Genomic DNA, 16,771 nt, shown 5'->3' with positions numbered 1-16,771 from the left:
TGGTCCTCCTTCATCACCGCGGTCAGGGGCTGCACTTCTCCGCCTGATCATCCGGGAGTGGCAGTCGCGGGCGGCGGCGACCGGTAGCGTGCCCCGGATGAACAGTGCTTCCCTCACTCTTCGCGCCTTCCGTCTCATCGTCACGGGCGGAGGCACAGGCGGCCACACATACCCCGCCCTGACCGCGATCCGTGCTCTCCAGGAGCGGCTGGCCGGTGAGGGGCGAGGGCTCGACGTGCTGTGGATCGGGACGCCCGGCGGCTTGGAGGCCAGGGTTGCCCCGGCGGAGGGGATCCCCTTCACCACGGTCGCCACCGGCAAGATCCGGCGATCCAGCAATCCGCTGAAGATGTTGAGCCCGGCCAACGCGAAGGACATGGCCCGTGTACCGCTCGGGGTGGCGCAGGCTCGGAAGATCATTTCGGATTTCCGGCCGGATGTAGTGCTTGCCACGGGCGGGTACGTGGCGGTTCCCGCCGGTCTGGGGGCCCGCTTGTGCAAGCGTCCCCTGGTGCTCCATGAGCAGACCGTGCGGCTGGGACTGGCGAACCGGAAGCTTGCGGGCTCGGCGGCGAAGATCGCGGTGTCTTCGGAGTCGACGGTTCCGCTGCTGCCGGAATCAGTTCGCGGCGCGGCAGTCGTGACCGGCAACCCGGTGCGGGCAGAGGTCTTGTCGGGGCACCCGGACAAGGCAGTGGCGGCCCTGGGTCTGCACGGCTTCGACCGGCGGTTGCCGACCGTGTACGTCACCGGTGGCGCGCAGGGCTCGCAGCAGATCAACGAGGTCGTGGCAGGGGCTCTGCCATGGTTGCTGGAGCGGGCGAACGTGATCCACCAGTGCGGCCCGGCGAACGTGGAGGAACTGCGGCGCCGCGCCACGGGCCTCGCGGCCGAGCAGGCGAGCCGCTACCACCTCGCTGGATTCATGGGTTCGGAACTCCCCGACGTGCTGGCTCTCGCCGACGTGGTGGTTTCCCGCAGCGGTGCCGGCACGCTCGCCGAACTCACCGCCTTGGGCAAGCCGGCCGTATTCATTCCGCTCGCGACGTCCGCCGGCAACGAGCAGGACCACAACGCCCGGCACCTGGCGGAGGCCGGTGCCGCTGTCGCCCTGCTCGGAGAGGTGACGGCGGCGGTCCTCACCGAAGCGGTCGGCCCGCTCCTGACGGACCCCGCCCGTCGCAACGCGATGGCGGACCGGGCTCGGGCACACGGCAGGCCGGACGCGGCGTCCAGGCTCGTGGATGTGATTCTGTCCGCCGCGTCCGGCTGATGGCTGATGCGCGGCGTTATAGCCGACGGCCGAGGTGCAGCGCCGTGCCGGCCTCGATCAGCACGGCACAGTCGGTCAACTACCTGGCCCCGGAGGGCCAGGCTTGGAGGTAGAGCCCGACTGGCTGCCGGGTGGGCTCCTCCGTCCAGCACCCTAAGCGGGTCCAGGGGCGCGTGACTCCGCCCCGCTTCGCCACAACTCCAGCGCTCGCGCGCGGACGTTGCGGGAGCCATTGCGGTCGGCGTGATCAACGAATCCGCACGACCGGCATGCGAACCGTCCCTGAGAGACACGGTTCAGCTTGTCTGTGTGCCCGCACTCCGCGCACGTGCGGGAGGTGTAGGCGGGATCGACGAACAGGACAGGCACTCCGGCGCGGCGCGCCTTGTACTCCACGAACTGTCCGAGCTGGGCGAAGGCCCAGGAGTGCAGCGCGACCCGTTGGGGCTTGCGGAGCCGTACCCGTTGGCGGATACCGGCAAGGTCTTCCATGCCGATTCCGCGTCCGGTGCGTTCAGCCTCGGCCACGATGCGCTTGGCGATGATGTGGTTGGCCTCGGTCGCCTTGCGCTGCTCCTTGCGACGCTGCCGCTTGAGGAGCCGTTTGGCGGACTTGGTGCCCTTGTTCTGGAGCTTGGCCCGCAGAGCAAGCTGACGCTTGCGGTAGCGGTTCAGCTCACGTCCGGCGTGGATCTTCCCGTCGGATGTGGTGGCAATGTTGACGATGCCGAGGTCCACGCCGAGGAAGTCTGCCGGCTCGTACCGCTCGGCCTCGGGGACCTCGCACGTTGCGATCAGGAACCACACGCCGTCGCGGTGCACGAGATCGGATTCGCCCTTGCGGTGCTCGGCCAGGAGCTTGCGGGCCTGCCCGGAACAGGCGAACCGCACCCCGCGCACGCGCCCGACCGTGGTCCAGATGGACACGGTCTGCTCGTCCACCTTCCAGGACAGACACCGGTCGTCGTACGGCTGCGCGGCATCGGGCCGGAACGTGACCGGTTTCGACTCGGCCCTGGCCCGGCGCTTCGAGCCCGGCCTGCCAAGGTTTCCCGCCCGGATGTTCGCCCGCAGGGTGGTGTAGGCATCGGCGACCTTCCGCAGCACGTGCAGCGCGGGCTGAGCCGACAGGCCCCACGTCTTGAGGTCGTGGTAGGCGAAGCCCTGCAACGCCTTACGCGAGGTCTCGCCCCGCCGGTGCGCCTCACCGGAAAGCCAGTTCGCCGCATCGTTCGCCGTGCGCAGGGTCGCCTCAAGCGCCGACGCCACCTCGGGCGACGGCATGAGCTTGACCTGCACCACGACCTTCATACGGATCACCGTAGCATCGTGTCTATGTCACCGAGATGGGAATCAGACCCGGACATCCGCAGGGGTCGCAGCGTCGTCCATACTCTCCACGCGCATCTGGTCTTCGTACCGAAGTACCGGCGCAATGTCTTCACCGACGAGGTCCTGACCAGGTGCGAGGAGATCATGCGGGAGGTGTGCGCCAAGGCCAACGCCGAGCTGCGCGAGTTCAACGGCGAACGCGACCACGTACATCTCCTGGTCCACTACCCGCCGCAGGTCAAGCTCTCCGCCCTGGTCGGCTCCCTCAAGGGCGTCTCCGCGCACTACCTGCGCAAGGAACACGCCGACCACATCCACAAGTACCTGTTGGACGAACACTTCTGGTCGCCGTCCTACTTCGCTGCCTCCGCAGGCGGCGCACCGCTCGCCGTGGTCAAGGAGTACATCGAGAACCAGAAGCGGCCAGACTGACCCTCACAGCCGCAGGCGCAGCGAACTCCGACACTCCGCGCCCCCCGGGCCGAGGAAGCAATTCCTCCCGAGCCCCAAAGGGCCGGGAGGAATTGCTAGAGCATGTTGAAGACCGCGTCGTCCTGGCCTATCGCATCGGGAACGTCACCGTCTCCCAGGTAGAGGGCGAGCTTGCGCACGTTACCCTCGGTGCAGATCACGCGCAGCGTTTGCAGGATGGCAGCGTCCATCGCAAGAACGGTGTCGGCCCAGTCCAGCGCCGCCGCATGAACCTTCCCCTCCCCGGAGTCCCGCCGTCCGCAGGTGCGGTCCCTGTACGGTGAGCGTCCTCACAGGCTTTTGAAAGGTTTCGAAGATGCACAGGTCCCGCGCCCTGACCGTCCCGCTCATAGCCCTGGCCGCCGCCACCGCACTGGCCCTCACCGGTTGCTCGTCGGACAGCGATGACTCCAAGAAGGACGCGTCCGACTCCTCGGCGAGCGCGCCGGCCGACGCGGGGAAGGACGACAAGGCGAAGGACGACGAGGGCTCGGAGCCGGCAGCGGACGGGAAGGGGTCCGCGCAGCTCAGCTACAAGGGCGGTGCGAGCGGCGAGGTCTCCATCAAGAGCGTCGGGTGCGCCGTGATGAACGGGAAGCTCGCCGCCATCTCCGCGCCGGACAGCGCGGACACCGCGGACAGTTCCACCCCCGCGAAGCCCTCGTTCACCGCCGTCGTGACCGACGACAAGGCGATGACCACGCTCACCACGGACGACGGCAAGAGCTACCTCCACACCTCCGCCCCCGGGATCACCGGCAGCAAGAGCGGTGGCACCTGGGTCATCACCGTGGCCGGGCTGGAGCTCGGACCGACCGACCCGACCGGTGACTCGATCACCGTCGACGGCACCATCACCTGCGGGAGCGTCGCCGGGATGTAGGGCCTCGCCCGTCCGGCGCCCCCGGTGCGGGGAGCGCCGGACAGGTGGGCGTCAGCCGTCCGGCGCCCCGTTCACCGGGGCGAGCACTTCGAGCCGCGCACCGCGGCTCTCCGCGACGCGCACGATCTGGCGCAGCGACTCGTTCAGCCTGTCGGCGACGAAGCGGACCTGCGACCCGGTGGACGCGTCGTCCGCCAGCAAATCGGCGGCGTGGCCGAGCAGTTCGTTCGCCATGTCCAGCTGGATGTCCTCCACGTCGTCGGCCATCCGCGAGACGTAGCCGGTGCCGTCCCCCACGACGTAACAGGGCTTCCCGCCCGTCCCCGTCCAGGGCAGCAGCCGCATCCCCGACGCGTCGGCGCGGTCGGTCGGTTCGGTGCTCATCCTCATGCCACGGCCCGGCCGGCGCAGGTGCACGAGTAGGGGTACGCGTAGGCGTGCGGGTGGGCCACGGGGGGCTGTTGGCGCTGTGCGGGGGTCGGCCGTCGGCGTACCGGCTTCAGGAGTCGGGCGATAACGTGCTTCATGTCAGCCTGCTTTCTGGGGGGTGACCATGCCCCCGGACCGGTTGCGTCGGTCGCGGGGGTCTCTCGGTTTCCTCGCTCGAGGGTCGGCCACTTCTTTCCGTAGCGAACCCATCACAGAGTGGGGTCATTCGTGGCTACGCTGCCAGGGGGTCGGGGATGACAGCGCGTGTGTCAAGACGGGGAGTTGGACTGCATGGGACTGAAGCACGGTCCGCGTACGCCGAGGCAGAAGTACGGCGAGGAGCTGCGGCTGCGGCGTATCGCAGCGGGCCTGACGCAGGAAGCCCTGAGCGAGCTGGTCGTCTGCTCGCCCACCCTCATCAGCCATTACGAGGCGGGGCGGCGACTACCGAGCCCGGAGGACGCGCAGCGGATCGACCGGGCGTTGGGGACGGACGGGTTCTTCGCCCGGTGGCTGCGGGACTTGGACCCGGGTCTCCCGCACTATTTCGCGGAGGTCGCAGAGTTGGAGAAGGAAGCAACCGAGATTCGTCACTTCAGTGCCTCGCTGATCCCGGGGTTGCTCCAGACGAAGGGCTACTCGGAGGCCGTGTTCCGAGCGTACCGACCGAACTACCGCATGGAGGAGCTTGACGAGTTCGTCGTCAAGCGCGCCAGCCGGGCCCAAATCCTTGAAAACCCTTCGAGACCCGTAGCGTGGGTACTTCTTGATGAAGCAGCGCTCAGGCGGTGCGTTGGCGGACCGCAGGTCATGGCGGAGCAGTTGCGCAAGGTGGTGGGCATGACAGAGTCCGGCCGCTTACGCCTTCACGTGCTGACTCTGGCGTCCGGAGCCCATGCGCTTCAGGAGAGCATGCTCTATCTGCTGTCCTTCGCGGATGCGGCTCCTGTCGCGTACGTTGAGGGGCTACATACCGGACGCCTGATGGATGATCCCGCCCTGGTTGAGGCGTGCCACACGTCCTACGCTCTCGCTCTGGGTGACGCGGCTTCGCAAGGCGAATCGGTAACGATTGTCAGGGCCATCGCAGAGGAACACGAACATGCACACCAACGAGCCCGCCGGGACTGACGGTTCAGCACAGAGCGGATGGCAGAAATCTAGTTACAGCGGTGGTGCCGGAGGCGATTGCCTTGAGGTCGCACATGGCCACGCCGCCGTCCCCGTCCGCGACAGCAAGACCCCCGCCGGCCCCGCCATCGCCTTCTCCCCCGCCGGCTGGTCCTCCTTCGTCACCGCGCTCAAGGACGGGCACCTCTCCGCCTGACCTCACCCCACGCTGAGGGCGGCCCCGCTGGTCGGGGCCGCCGAGCCGATGTCAGACGCGGGACGGGACTCCAGCGCCACGAACTCGGCACGGCGGCGCTCGGCCTGTTCGGAGTACGGGGTGTCGAGGCCGAAGAGTTCGGAGAGGACCGCGTCGTCGCCGCTGCCGTAGACCACTCGCTCGTACAGGTCCTCCGACACCACCTCGGGGGCCGCTTCCTCCTCCACACCGGGCAGGCGGATCAGGCCCCCGGGGTCGGCCGCCTGGCAGATGTACGGGCTGTGGGTCGTCACGATGAACTGGATGTTGGGGAAGTGTTCGGTCAGCCAGGGGCCGATGCGGCGCTGCCAGGAGACGTGGAGGTGGGCGTCGATCTCATCGATGATCACGACACCGGGCACGGGCAGGAGGCTGGGACCCCCCTCGCCCTCGCCCTCGTCCCCGCTGAACGCGTCGTCGCCGAAGGCATCGTGAATCTGCTTGAGCAGATCGACCACGAGCGCGGCCACCGTGCGGAATCCGTCGCTCATCTCCCGTAGTGGGTACCGGTGGCCGTCGCGGGTCACCCACAGCCCCTCGGAGTCGACGTCCTCCACCCGGTAGCCGTCGGGGAGCAGTCCATGGCCCAGGACGGAGAGCGCAGCCCGTTTGAGTGCCGCGGCGCCCTCTCGGCCTTCGAGGGCCCGTAGGTGCTGCTCGATCAGCCAGGCGACTCCATCGGCCAGTGAGGCGTCCTCGTGGAAGAGGCTCGCCTGCCGGGCCACCGGGCCGGAGGCGAGCATCAGCCGCTGGACCTCGCCCGACCCTCCGGCCATCCGCCGGAAGGGTCCGTAGGCGGCGCAGAACCAGCCCGCCGGGTTGTCCGCCCAGGGACCGCGTTGTGCGGGGGTGGCGCTCGTGGCGTCGGGGTTCTGCCTGATGCCTTCCAGTGCCGGCTGCGCGCCCTTGCGGCTGCTCATGTCTTCCGCCGGAGCCGTCCAGCGCAGGCCCGCCCAGAAGTTGGTCTGGGTGCGCCCGGACGCGCTGAAACGGTCGAAAGTCGCGTCCCTGACGATCTTCGCCTGCGCCGAGCCTTCGACCGCTCCACGCGACATCCAGTTCTCGAACCCCTGCACGAGTCCCCGCGCGGCGACCGGCCCGCTGAGTGCCAGGGCCAGCGCCCGCAGCAGTGTCGTCTTCCCCGCGCCGTTCCGTCCGGCGAGGACCGTCCAGCCGGCATGCGTGCCGTCCGGGCGGGTCAGTGTCAGATCGACGACGCGCGGGCCGTGGAACGATTTGATGTTCTCGACGTACACGCGGGAGACGTACATGAGTAACGGTTCCGTCCGGTGTGGAGGGGCGGGGCAGGCGGTTCCGGTTCCACGTCGGCCGGATCTCGCCGCCCAGCGTCTCGGCGGATCACTCGGAAGGCCCGAGTCTACGAGGCGTGGGCCCGCAGAGAGCTCTCCGACGCAGGGAAGCCCCCGCGAGCACCGGAAGGGGCGAGGCCCGGCAGGACTCGTCGGACCTCGCCCGCCTCCGGGCCGGCACTCCCCAGGGCCGGCGCTCCCCGGACCCGGGAGCCCCGCCCCGCTCAGCCCGCCGGGTCGAACGGCACGTCCGCCGGGAGGGCCCTCGTCAGCTGGTCCACGAAGCGGTCGTCCCTGATGCCGATCGTCGCGCTGCCGAAGTCCGCCGACACCAGCTTGTCCCGCAGGCCCTCCGGGTAGCCGTTCCACCCGATCAGGGGGGCGTAGTGCCAGACGCCGAGGTGGTTCTCCGGGGGCTCGTCGTTGGCGGTGGCCTTGCGGAAGCAGTGGGTGCCGATGCCGTCCTTGTGGTAGACGACCTTGGGGTGCGCGCCGTCGAAGGGAACGTCGGCCGCCTTGTGGACGGCGAAGCCCCCGTGCTGCGAAGTGGCCACGTACTCGGCCTTGTTGTCGTGGACCCACACCACGACGTGTTCCCAGTCGTGGCGGTGGCCGCCGAAGACGACGCCGTCCGCCATCTGGTCCTTCTCGAAGTAGTACGTGTAGAGGACGGCGCACCAGTCGTTGTCGCACTTCGAGCGGGAGTAGGTGTTGCTGCTGTTCAGGTCGGACAGGTCACGGCAGTTGCCGTTCACCGCGCCGCCCAGTTTGAGACCGGGGGCGATCGTGCCGTCGGGGCCGATCGCGGAGGTGGCGTAGCAGCCGTCCTTGTCGTAGTCCACGGCCGGCTGGAACGTGCGGTCCAGTTCGTCCGCGTTGCCGGGGAGGGCGGGCGGCGGCTCGGCGTGGGCCATGGCCGCCGCGCCCAGGACGAAGGTGATGGTGGACAGGGCGACGGTCAGACCGCGGCGCAGGGTGTGTCCTCGTCGGGCAGGGCGTATCTCGGGCATCGTGATTCCTTCGAGGTGGGGGGGGAAGCGCGCAGGGCGTCAGCTGTCCTGGGCGGCGTTCATCAGGTCGAGCGCGCTGTGCTGGCAGCCGTTGCCGGTGCCGGCGCGCGGGCCGGCCCAGTGGGGGCCGTACTGGTCGAGGCTGTTGCGGTTCCGCGCGTACGTGGTGTCGGCCTGCTGGTCGAGGTAGGCGCTGTACGGGTGGTCCGGGAGCGCCTTGTTGAGAAGGCCGAGGCCCCGGACGTACGCGCCCTTGAAGGAGTCGCCGTCGCTGGTGCAGTCGGTGTCCGGCTCGTAGGGCTCGTGGAGGGTGCCGCCGGGGTTGAGGTACCCGGAGGACGTGGAGGTGTCGGCGAGGGTGCGGGCGCTGTCCAGGAGCGATCCGTCTCCGGTGGCCCGGCCGAGTTCGGCGAGACCGGCGAGGATGACGCCCTGGTTGTACGTCCAGGTGGTGTCGCCGTTGTTGGAGCAGTCGTCCTTCAGGCCGTCATTGATCGTGTTGCCGGAGTTGATCAGGCCGCTGGACCTGAACCAGTCCCAGCCGTCCTTGGCACGGGCCAGGTACGTGGTGTCGCCGGCGATCCGGTTGTGCAGGGCGGCGCTGAGCTGGATGTACAGCTCGTTGGTGATGGCGTTCTTGTACGGCTTGTCGGTCGCCCACTGCACCCCGCCGCCGCACTTGTCCGTCCAGTAGGCGGCCATGTGGTCGGCGTCCTTGCGGGCGGTGTCCAGATACCGTTGCTCGCCGGTCAGGTCGTACGCCGCCACCCATGCCAGGCCCCACCAGCCGGTGTCGTCCAGGTAGGAGTTGGTGAAGTCGCCGCCCTCGTCGTGGATGAGCTTCTCGTAGGTGGTGGAGACGGCGTACTGGTAGCTGGGCATGTGGCTGATCCGGATGTTGTCGATCAGCGAGGTGAGCGCGGTGGCCGAGGTCCACCAGCCGGCGAACTTCCCGGTTTCGCGGTCGTAGTTCATCATCAGGGCCGTCGCCGCGGCCGTGCTCCGGCTGCCGGCGTTCCAGTCGACGCGGGCCCAGTCCGTGCAGGCGATCTCCGCCCGGTCGCCCGCCTTCCCGCAGGCGCGGAGGGCGCCGATGCCGCCCGTGTTCCAGTCGTCCACGTTGTACATCTGCGACCGCCAGCCGGTCCGGCCGTCGGGGACCGCGGTGGCGCCGAGCTTGCTTCCGGAGGCCCAGGTGCGGCCGCCGTCGAAGGAGCGGTCCAGCCAGACCTGGTCGCCGCCGGTTCCCCCGTCGATGGAGGCCCAGCCCATGACATCGTTGTCGGAGAGGTGCAGGGCGATGGAACGCCCGTAGAGGGAGGCGGTGACCGGGACCCGGTCGCCGGTCGCGCTCGCGGGGTCGAGGGCGTCGCAGTGCTTGTTGCAGAGCCGCGCCGCCGCCGAGGCGTCCGGCGGACCGGCCGCATGGGCGGCGGAGAGCGCGCCGAGGGCCAGCACGGCGGCGAGGGACGAGGCCAACAGGGCGCGTAGGGCGGGGCGGTGGGGGGAGGGCGGGGCGAGGGGCATCGGGAATCCTCCGGTGGGGCCGATGGAGTGTGGGGGTGATGCGCCGTCAGCGAAGCGGCAATCCGCCCCCTCCGTCAAGAGGGCCCCGGGCCCGCTACCATCCCGGCCATGGGTAGATCGAAGCACCTCATAACAGCCTTCACGGTCACCGCGGTCGGCGCCGCTCTCCTCACGGGCTGCTCGTCCGACGACCCGGACACGGACGCGGCGGGGCCGACTGCCTCGTCGCCGGCCGCGTCCCCCTCCGCGGTCGCGTCCTCCCCCGCGCCGCAGGAGAGCGAGGCGACCGAGTACGTGGAGCCGGCCGAGTGCGCGAGCCTGGGGCTGGCGTCGGACAAGAAGCTCGCCGGCAAGGATCTGGCGGCCTGCGTGACCGCCGCGTTCGCGGCCTACGGCACCGGGACCGAGTACATGCTCACCAAGGGCCGATCGGGCACCACCCGGTTCCGGGTCGGGGACGATCCGGCGCTGGCCGGGGACGTCGACGGGTCGGACGGGGAACGCGCCAAGAATTCGTTCGTCTCGCTCGGTGGCGAGGAGTGGATCAAGTCCGACGGGGCCTGGGAGCGCAGCGACTCCAAGGAGGCGATGGACGCCGAGCTGGGGGACAAGTACCGCACGCTCTCCGACCCGCAGGTCGTCTCGGACATCGTCGGCACGTTCGCGACCTGGAAGGTCGACACCGAGAAGGCGCTGATCTCGCTGGAGAACGGCAAGGACACCCACGCCTGGCGCATCACCAACGCGGCGCACTTCGACTACCAGGGCGCGGAGATGACCGAGTACATCCTGTGGATCGAGGACGACGGGACCCCGGTGGGTGCCCAGTCCACCTCGCACACGGGAGGGGCGCCCAAGACCGTGTCGCAGCACTTCTACGACCTCGGTGAGCCGGTCACCATCGAGGCGCCCGCCGTGTAGGGCGTGTGTTTCGAAAGTAGCGCCGTCCGCCCGGCCGGCGGGACTTTCGGAACACGCCCTGAGCTTGTTCAGTTCCTTCCGACCTCGACCGATGATTCGAACCGAGTCACCCCCTGAGGATTCGCCGGACGTGGGGGGGGGGAGAGAAAGTGTTTGGAGTCCAGGACGGCTCGTCGGAGGCCGCAGCACGGTAGAACCGCCTGTCGGGCCGATGCGTCTTCGCTGTTCTACGGGACCATTGGCGGGAGAGTCTGGATGAATATCGAAACCGGTGTGGGCGTGTGCGCGACCGTCATAGCGCTGGGATCCTTCTGGATCAGCTGGGGGCAGGCACGTGCGTCCCGGGCACACAATCGGCAGTCGGTGCGGCCGTTGGTGCTGATCCGCACAGTTCGTGCGGGGTACCGGGACAACGTGGCCGGCCTGGAGGTGATCAACGCGGGGATTGGGCCGGCGGTCGTGACGCGGACGTCGGTCACTCTCGACGGGGAGGTCATCGGTCAGTGGGATCTGCCCACGTATCACCGGATGGCCCAGGGCCTCCCCCTGCTGCCAAAAGTGAAGACGTTGGTCACGGGGGCAGCTCTCATCCAGGGCGAGAGGAGCTACCTGCTGCATCTCGAAGAGCGAAACGGGCAGGAATCCGCATGGTTCTGGGAGCTCATCTCCACGAGACTTCTCGTTGAGATCCGGTACGAGTCCCTCTACGGCGGTGAGGGCTTCGTGGCTCGCTCGACTCTGATCTGAGTTGAGGCCGCCCTCCCCCGGGGCCCGGACCGCACAGCCGGGCCCCGGGGAGGAGGACGGGTTCAGCAGGCGTGCTCCGCGTAGCGGGCGGCCACCTCGGCCACGACCTCGGCGCCGTCGCACGCCCACAGCGCCTCGTTGAAGATCTCCACCTCGATCGGGCCGTCGAAGCCGGTCGCCTCCACCGCCGTACGCAGCGCCCTGAAGTCCACGCTGCCGTCGCCCAGTTGGCCGCGTCCCAGCAGGACGCCCGCCGGGAGCGGGGTGATCCAGTCGGCGAGCTGGAAGGAGTGGACGCGGCCGGTCGCGCCGGCCCTCGCGATCTGGGCGGGAGCCTGGTCGTCCCACCAGAGGTGGTACGTGTCGACCACCACGCCGACCTGTTCGGCGGGGAAGCGCTCCGCGAGGTCGAGGGCCTGGGAGAGCGTCGAGACCACGCACCGGTCCGACGCGAACATCGGGTGCAGCGGCTCGATGGCCAGGCGGACCCCGTGCTCGGCCGCGTAGGGGGCCAGCTCGGCCAGGGCGTCCGCGATGCGTTCGCGGGCGCCGTACAGGTCCTTGCTGCCGTCCGGCAGGCCGCCCGAGACCAGGACCAGGGTGTCCGTGGCCACGCCCGCCGCCTCCTCGATCGCGGCGCGGTTGTCGTCCAGGGCGCGGGCCCGTTCCGCCGGGTCGAGGGCGGTGAGGAAACCGCCCCGGCACAGGCTGGTGACGGAGAGGCCGTGGTCGGAGAGGAGCCGGGCGGTGCGCTCGACGCCGTACTCCTGGACCGGGGCCCGCCACAGGCCCACCTTGTCGATGCCCGCCTTCGCGCAGCCCTCGGCCAGCTCGGGCAGCGACCACTGCTTGACGGTCTCCTGGTTGATGGAGAGACGGCCGTCGCTCATCGGGTGCCTCCGTTGACCGTGAGGAACGCGCGCATCCGGGACTCGGCCAGCTCCGGGTCGGGGAACAGGCCCAGCCGGTCGGCGAGTTCGTACGCCTTGGCGAGATGCGGCAGGGAGCGGGCCGACTGGAGGCCGCCCACCATCGTGAAGTGGTCCTGGTGGCCGGCCAGCCAGGCCAGGAACACCACGCCCGTCTTGTAGAACCGGGTCGGCGCCTTGAAGAGGTGCCGGGACAACTCGACCGTGGGGTCGAGGAGTTCGCGGAAGCCCTTCGTGTCGCCCGTGTCAAGGACCCGTACCGCGTGCGCGGCGAGCGGGCCCAGCGGGTCGAAGATGCCGAGCAGCGCGTGGCTGAAGCCCCGGTCGTCGCCGGCGATCAGCTCGGGGTAGTTGAAGTCGTCCCCGGTGTAGCAGCGCACCCCGCCCGGCAGCCGGCGGCGTACGTCGATCTCGCGGTCCGCGTCGAGCAGGGACATCTTGATCCCGTCGACCTTGTCGGGGTGTTCCGCGATGACCTGGAGGAAGGTGTCGGTGGCCCGGTCGAGGTCGGCGGAGCCCCAGTAGCCTTCGAGCGCCGGGTCGAACATCGGGCCGAGCCAGTGCAGGACGACCGGCTCGGTGGCCTGGCGCAGCAGGTGGGCGTACGTCTCCAGGTAGTCCTGCGGGCCCTTCGCCGCCGCCGCGAGGGCGCGGGAGGCCATCAGGATGGCCTGGGCGCCGCTCTCCTCCACGACGGCGAGCTGCTCCTCGTACGCGGAACGCACCTCGGCGAGGGTGGCCGGGCCCGGGGGCAGCTGGTCCGTGCCGACGCCGCAGGCGATCCGGCCGCCGGCCGACTTCGCCTCGGCGGCCGAGCGGCGGATCAGCTCCTCGGCGCCCGCCCAGTCCAGGCCCATGCCGCGCTGCGCGGTGTCCATCGCCTCGGCGACGCCCAGGCCGTGCGACCAGAGGTGGCGACGGAAGGCGAGCGTGGCGTCCCAGTCGACGGCGGCCGGTGAGCCGGGTCCCGCGTCGGCGTACGGGTCGGCGACGACATGGGCGGCGGAGAAGACCGTACGGGAGGCGAGCGGCGTCGCGGCCGGGGCCAGGGCGAGCGGGGTGGCCCGGGGTTCGTACGGGCCCTGGGGGAGGTGGATGGTCATGGGGTTGCCTCCGGTGGTCCCTGGGGGAGAGGGCGGGTCACAGGGTCAGCTCCGGTACGTCGAGGCGGCGGCCCTCCGCGTGGGACTTCAGGCCCAGCTCGGCGAGCTGCACGCCCCGGGCGCCGGCCATCAGGTCCCAGGTGTAGGGCTCGTCCAGCACGATGTGGCGCAGGAACAGCTCCCACTGGGCCTTGAAGCCGTTGTCGAAGGCGGCGTTGTCCGGGACCTCCTGCCACTGGTCGCGGAAGGACTCGGTGACCGGGAGGTCCGGGTTCCAGACCGGCTTGGGGGTGACCGAGCGGTGCTGGACGCGGCAGTTGCGCAGGCCGGCGACGGCGGAGCCGTGCGTGCCGTCGACCTGGAACTCGACCAGCTCGTCGCGGTTGACCCGGACCGCCCAGGAGGAGTTGATCTGGGCGACGGCGCCGCCCTGGAGCTGGAAGATGCCGTAGGCGGCGTCGTCGGCGGTCGCCGCGTACGGCCTGCCGTGCTCGTCCCGGCGCTCGGGGATGTGGGTCTGGACGTGGGCCTGGACGGTGGTGACCCGGCCGAACAGCTCGTGCAGCACGTACTCCCAGTGCGGGAACATGTCCACGACGATGCCGCCGCCGTCCTGGGCGCGGTAGTTCCAGGAGGGGCGCTGGGCCTCCTGCCAGTCGCCCTCGAAGACCCAGTAGCCGAACTCGCCGCGCACGGAGAGGATCTCGCCGAAGAAGCCGCCGTCGATGAGGCGCTTCAGCTTCAGCAGGCCCGGCAGGAAGATCTTGTCCTGGACGACGCCGTGCTTGATGCCCGCCTCCTGTGCTAGCCGGGCCAGGTCGAGGGCGCCCTCGACGTCCGTGGCGGTGGGCTTCTCGGTGTAGATGTGCTTGCCGGCGGCGACGGCCTTCTTGATCGCCTCCACCCGGGCCGAGGTGACCTGGGCGTCGAAGTAGATGTCGACGGTCTCGTCCGCGAGCACCGCGTCCAGGTCCGTGGACCACTCCGTCAGCCCGTGCCGGGCGGCCAGCTCCTCCAGCGCGTGCGCGCGGCGGCCGACGAGGACCGGCTCCGGCCACAGCACCTCGCCGTCGCCGAGGTCGAGGCCGCCCTGCTCGCGGATCGCGAGGATCGAGCGCACCAGGTGCTGCCGGTATCCCATGCGCCCCGTGACGCCGTTCATGGCGATGCGCACTGTCCTGCGTGTCACGAAAGTTCCCTCCGTACAGCCGTAGCAAGCGCTTTCTATACGGGATGACGCTAGCCTGCCGACAGCGGCCCGGACAAGAGGGGGCGCCCTGATTGGTCCCGGCCCCCTCACCACTCCACGGAGGAATGCGATGACAGTCACGCTGGCGGACGTGGCGGCCCGCGCCCGGGTGTCCCCGGCCACCGTCTCCCGTGTGCTGAACGGCAACTACCCGGTGGCCGCGGCCACCAGGGAGCGGGTGCTGCGTGCGGTGGACGACCTCGACTACGTGCTGAACGGGCAGGCCAGCGCCCTGGCCGCCGCCACGTCCGACCTCGTCGGCATCCTCGTCAACGACATCGCCGACCCGTTCTTCGGGATCATGGCGGGCGCGGCGCAGTCCGAGATCGGAGGTCCGGGCGACGGCTCGGGCCGGGCGGGCGGCGAGAAGCTGGCCGTCGTCTGCAACACCGGCGGCTCCCCCGACCGCGAACTCACCTACCTCACCCTGCTCCAGCGCCAGCGCGCCGCCGCCGTCGTGCTCACCGGGGGCGCGGTCGAGGACCCGGCGTACCAGACGGCGATGGCCGCGAAGCTGGCCAGGCTCGCGGACGCGGGCACCCGGGTCGTGCTGTGCGGGCGGCCCCCGCTGCCGGACGGGGCGGCCGTGGTGGCCGCGCTCGCCTTCGACAACCGGGGCGGCGGCCGGATGCTGACCAAGCACCTGCTCTCCCTGGGCCACCGCCGCATCGGCTATGTCGCGGGCCCGCTGGAACGCACCACCACCCGCCACCGCCTGGAGGGCCACCGCGAGGCGATGCGCGGGTCGGGGCTGTGCGGCGACGAGGACCGGCTGACCGTGCACGGCTCGTACGACCGCAGGTCCGGCTACGACGCCACCGTCGAACTGCTGCGCCGCGAACCGGAGATCACCGCCGTCGTCGCCGCCAACGACACGGTGGCGCTGGGCGCCGCCGCGGCGATCCGCGACCGGGGGCTGCGCATCCCCGAGGACATCTCGGTGGCCGGCTTCGACGACCTGCCGTTCTCGGTGGACGTGGTCCCGGCCCTGACGACCGTGCGGCTGCCGCTCTTCGAGGCGGGGGCGCGCGCCGGCCGGCTGGCCATGGGCAAGGAGAACCCGCCGCCCGGCGGCATCGCGCTGGTCCCGGCCGAACTGATGGTGCGCGGTTCGACGGCCGCGCCCCGGGGATGAGACCACCGGTCGCCGGGTACGCGGACGGCGCGGCGGCCCCTCGTAGGCTGCGGCGGAACGCACCGACGGAAGGAACTCGCACGTGAAGCTCGCTTTCTCCACCCTCGGGGTTCCGGGGCTGCCCATGCCCGAGGTCGTCCGGCTGGCCGCCGCGCACGGCTACCAGGGGGTGGAACTGCGCGCCCACCCCGAGGAGCCGGTGCACCTGGGGCTCTCCGCTTCCGAACGGGCCGCCGTGCGCGCCCTGTTCGAGCGCGGCGGGGTCGAGATCCTGACCGTGGCGGGGTACGCGAAGGTCGCCGCCGAGGGCGAGGACCAGCCGGTCCTGGACGAGCTGGCCGCGCTGACCGAGCTGGCCCGGGACCTGGGCGCGCCGAACGTCCGGGTCTTCCCCGGCGGCGGCCAGGACCCGGCCCAGGCCGACGCCGTCGCCGCGCGCCGGCTGGGCGCGGCGGCCCCGTACGCCGCCGATCTGGGCGTGCGGGTGCTCCTTGAGACCCACGACTCGCACCGGGCGGGGGCCGACGTGGCCCGGGTCGCCGGCACGGTGGGGCACAAGAGCGTCGGCGCGCTGTGGGACGTCCTGCACACCTGGCTGGCGGGCGAGGAGCCGGTGGCCAGCCACGCGGTGCTGGCCCCGCACCTGGGCTACGTACAGGTGAAGGACGTCGTGTCGGCCGAGGACACCACTCCGGTGGCGCTGGGCGCGGGGGTGCTGCCGCTGCGGGCGTGCCTGGACACCCCGGCCGCGGACGACTGGGTCTGCTGGGAGTACGAGAAGCGCTGGTACCCGCACGCGGCCGAGCTGCCGGGGCTGCTGGACGCGGGGCGCGCGCACCTGCTGCGGCTGGGCGCGCCCAAGCAGTAACCCCTTTCGGGCGGGGGCCGGTTCGGGGGCGGGGGCGGCTCGCAGGCCCGCGATCACGGCGGCCGTCCCGGCGTTCCAGGCGCACGGGGCGGGCGTGGGGCTGCGGCAGGGGTGAGCCTGGGGCGGACGAGCCGCGGGGGTACGCGGCGACGGGCGACGACAGGCAGGGACGCGCTGAAAACGGTCCGCGCTCTTGACCGGAAGTTATTTTCTGGATA

At 70.6% G+C, this 16,771-nt stretch carries 18 protein-coding genes; 9 read left to right on the top strand and 9 right to left on the bottom strand.

Annotated features, from left to right (window positions below):
- The first annotated feature begins 97 nt into the window (after positions 1-97).
- Entirely contained in the window at positions 98-1,273 is a 1,176-nt protein-coding gene (locus B082_RS0115655) for a UDP-N-acetylglucosamine--N-acetylmuramyl-(pentapeptide) pyrophosphoryl-undecaprenol N-acetylglucosamine transferase (RefSeq protein ID WP_018552753.1), read from the top strand.
- A 153-nt stretch (positions 1,274-1,426) separates the two neighbouring features.
- Here the strand turns inward: B082_RS0115655 and B082_RS0115650 are convergent, their stop codons facing one another.
- Positions 1,427-2,584: an RNA-guided endonuclease InsQ/TnpB family protein gene (locus B082_RS0115650; RefSeq protein ID WP_018552752.1), complete on the bottom strand. Its 1,158-nt coding sequence runs from the start codon at positions 2,582-2,584 to the stop codon at positions 1,427-1,429.
- A gap of 24 nt (positions 2,585-2,608) precedes the next feature.
- On the opposite strand from B082_RS0115650, the gene tnpA reads away from it, so the two are divergent.
- Positions 2,609-3,037 (top strand): IS200/IS605 family transposase, encoded by a 429-nt coding sequence (gene tnpA / locus B082_RS0115645; protein ID WP_018552751.1) that lies wholly within the window; start codon positions 2,609-2,611, stop codon positions 3,035-3,037.
- Between the two features lie 95 nt (positions 3,038-3,132).
- Here tnpA and B082_RS40250 read toward each other — a convergent pair whose 3' ends face one another.
- On the bottom strand, positions 3,133-3,267 hold the full coding sequence (locus tag B082_RS40250) for a hypothetical protein (RefSeq protein ID WP_018552750.1): 135 nt from the start codon (positions 3,265-3,267) through the stop codon (positions 3,133-3,135).
- Positions 3,268-3,392: 125 nt separating this feature from the next.
- Between B082_RS40250 and B082_RS0115635 the strand changes: the two genes are divergently transcribed.
- A complete protein-coding gene (locus B082_RS0115635) occupies positions 3,393-3,959 on the top strand; it encodes a hypothetical protein (protein WP_018552749.1) in 567 nt (188 codons plus the stop codon).
- Positions 3,960-4,010: 51 nt separating this feature from the next.
- Here B082_RS0115635 and B082_RS0115630 read toward each other — a convergent pair whose 3' ends face one another.
- Positions 4,011-4,343, bottom strand: coding sequence for a hypothetical protein (locus B082_RS0115630; RefSeq protein WP_018552748.1), 333 nt, complete (start codon positions 4,341-4,343; stop codon positions 4,011-4,013).
- A gap of 336 nt (positions 4,344-4,679) precedes the next feature.
- Here B082_RS0115630 and B082_RS0115625 point away from each other — a divergent pair, with 336 nt between their 5' ends.
- Together B082_RS0115625 and B082_RS37985 are read left to right on the top strand one after the other, a co-directional pair.
- Positions 4,680-5,519 carry a helix-turn-helix domain-containing protein gene (locus B082_RS0115625; protein WP_026249830.1) on the top strand — a complete coding sequence of 280 codons (840 nt, stop codon included), beginning with the start codon at positions 4,680-4,682 and terminating at the stop codon, positions 5,517-5,519.
- A complete protein-coding gene (locus B082_RS37985; protein WP_026249829.1) occupies positions 5,491-5,715 on the top strand; it encodes a DUF397 domain-containing protein in 225 nt (74 codons plus the stop codon). The genes B082_RS0115625 and B082_RS37985 overlap by 29 nt, the downstream gene beginning before the upstream one ends.
- 2 nt (positions 5,716-5,717) lie before the next feature.
- Here the strand turns inward: B082_RS37985 and B082_RS0115615 are convergent, their stop codons facing one another.
- From B082_RS0115615 to B082_RS0115605, 3 genes are all read right to left on the bottom strand, one after another.
- Positions 5,718-7,025 (bottom strand): AAA family ATPase, encoded by a 1,308-nt coding sequence (locus B082_RS0115615; RefSeq protein WP_018552746.1) that lies wholly within the window; start codon positions 7,023-7,025, stop codon positions 5,718-5,720.
- Positions 7,026-7,288: 263 nt separating this feature from the next.
- The gene (locus B082_RS0115610) at positions 7,289-8,074 is read right to left on the bottom strand and encodes an NPP1 family protein (protein WP_018552745.1); all 786 of its coding nucleotides are present in this window, start codon (positions 8,072-8,074) and stop codon (positions 7,289-7,291) included.
- Positions 8,075-8,113: 39 nt separating this feature from the next.
- Entirely contained in the window at positions 8,114-9,601 is a 1,488-nt protein-coding gene (locus tag B082_RS0115605) for a glycoside hydrolase family 76 protein (protein ID WP_018552744.1), read from the bottom strand.
- Between the two features lie 108 nt (positions 9,602-9,709).
- Here B082_RS0115605 and B082_RS0115600 point away from each other — a divergent pair, with 108 nt between their 5' ends.
- Both B082_RS0115600 and B082_RS0115595 read left to right on the top strand, forming a co-directional pair.
- Entirely contained in the window at positions 9,710-10,522 is an 813-nt protein-coding gene (locus B082_RS0115600; RefSeq protein ID WP_018552743.1) for a hypothetical protein, read from the top strand.
- Between the two features lie 255 nt (positions 10,523-10,777).
- Positions 10,778-11,269: a hypothetical protein gene (locus B082_RS0115595; RefSeq protein ID WP_018552742.1), complete on the top strand. Its 492-nt coding sequence runs from the start codon at positions 10,778-10,780 to the stop codon at positions 11,267-11,269.
- A gap of 62 nt (positions 11,270-11,331) precedes the next feature.
- On the opposite strand, the gene B082_RS0115590 is transcribed toward B082_RS0115595, so the two are convergent.
- Genes B082_RS0115590 through B082_RS0115580 form a run of 3 tightly spaced genes read right to left on the bottom strand, consistent with a single transcriptional unit; the run spans position 11,332 to position 14,490 of the window.
- On the bottom strand, positions 11,332-12,159 hold the full coding sequence (locus B082_RS0115590) for a sugar phosphate isomerase/epimerase family protein (RefSeq protein ID WP_018552741.1): 828 nt from the start codon (positions 12,157-12,159) through the stop codon (positions 11,332-11,334).
- Positions 12,156-13,301 (bottom strand): dihydrodipicolinate synthase family protein, encoded by a 1,146-nt coding sequence (locus B082_RS0115585; RefSeq protein WP_018552740.1) that lies wholly within the window; start codon positions 13,299-13,301, stop codon positions 12,156-12,158. The genes B082_RS0115590 and B082_RS0115585 overlap by 4 nt, the downstream gene beginning before the upstream one ends.
- 37 nt (positions 13,302-13,338) lie before the next feature.
- Complete coding sequence (locus tag B082_RS0115580) at positions 13,339-14,490, bottom strand: Gfo/Idh/MocA family protein (protein ID WP_026249826.1); 1,152 nt, start codon at positions 14,488-14,490, stop codon at positions 13,339-13,341.
- A 130-nt stretch (positions 14,491-14,620) separates the two neighbouring features.
- Here B082_RS0115580 and B082_RS0115575 point away from each other — a divergent pair, with 130 nt between their 5' ends.
- Both B082_RS0115575 and B082_RS0115570 read left to right on the top strand, forming a co-directional pair.
- The gene (locus B082_RS0115575) at positions 14,621-15,685 is read left to right on the top strand and encodes a LacI family DNA-binding transcriptional regulator (protein WP_018552738.1); all 1,065 of its coding nucleotides are present in this window, start codon (positions 14,621-14,623) and stop codon (positions 15,683-15,685) included.
- An 82-nt stretch (positions 15,686-15,767) separates the two neighbouring features.
- Positions 15,768-16,553 (top strand): sugar phosphate isomerase/epimerase family protein, encoded by a 786-nt coding sequence (locus B082_RS0115570; protein ID WP_018552737.1) that lies wholly within the window; start codon positions 15,768-15,770, stop codon positions 16,551-16,553.
- Positions 16,554-16,771: the final 218 nt, after the last annotated feature.

This window comes from Streptomyces sp. ATexAB-D23 (assembly GCF_000373645.1).
Lineage (GTDB): Bacteria > Actinomycetota > Actinomycetes > Streptomycetales > Streptomycetaceae > Streptomyces > Streptomyces castrisilvae.
The sequence above is the reverse complement of the archived record's forward strand: the minus strand, read 5'-3'. Positions and strand labels throughout refer to the sequence as shown.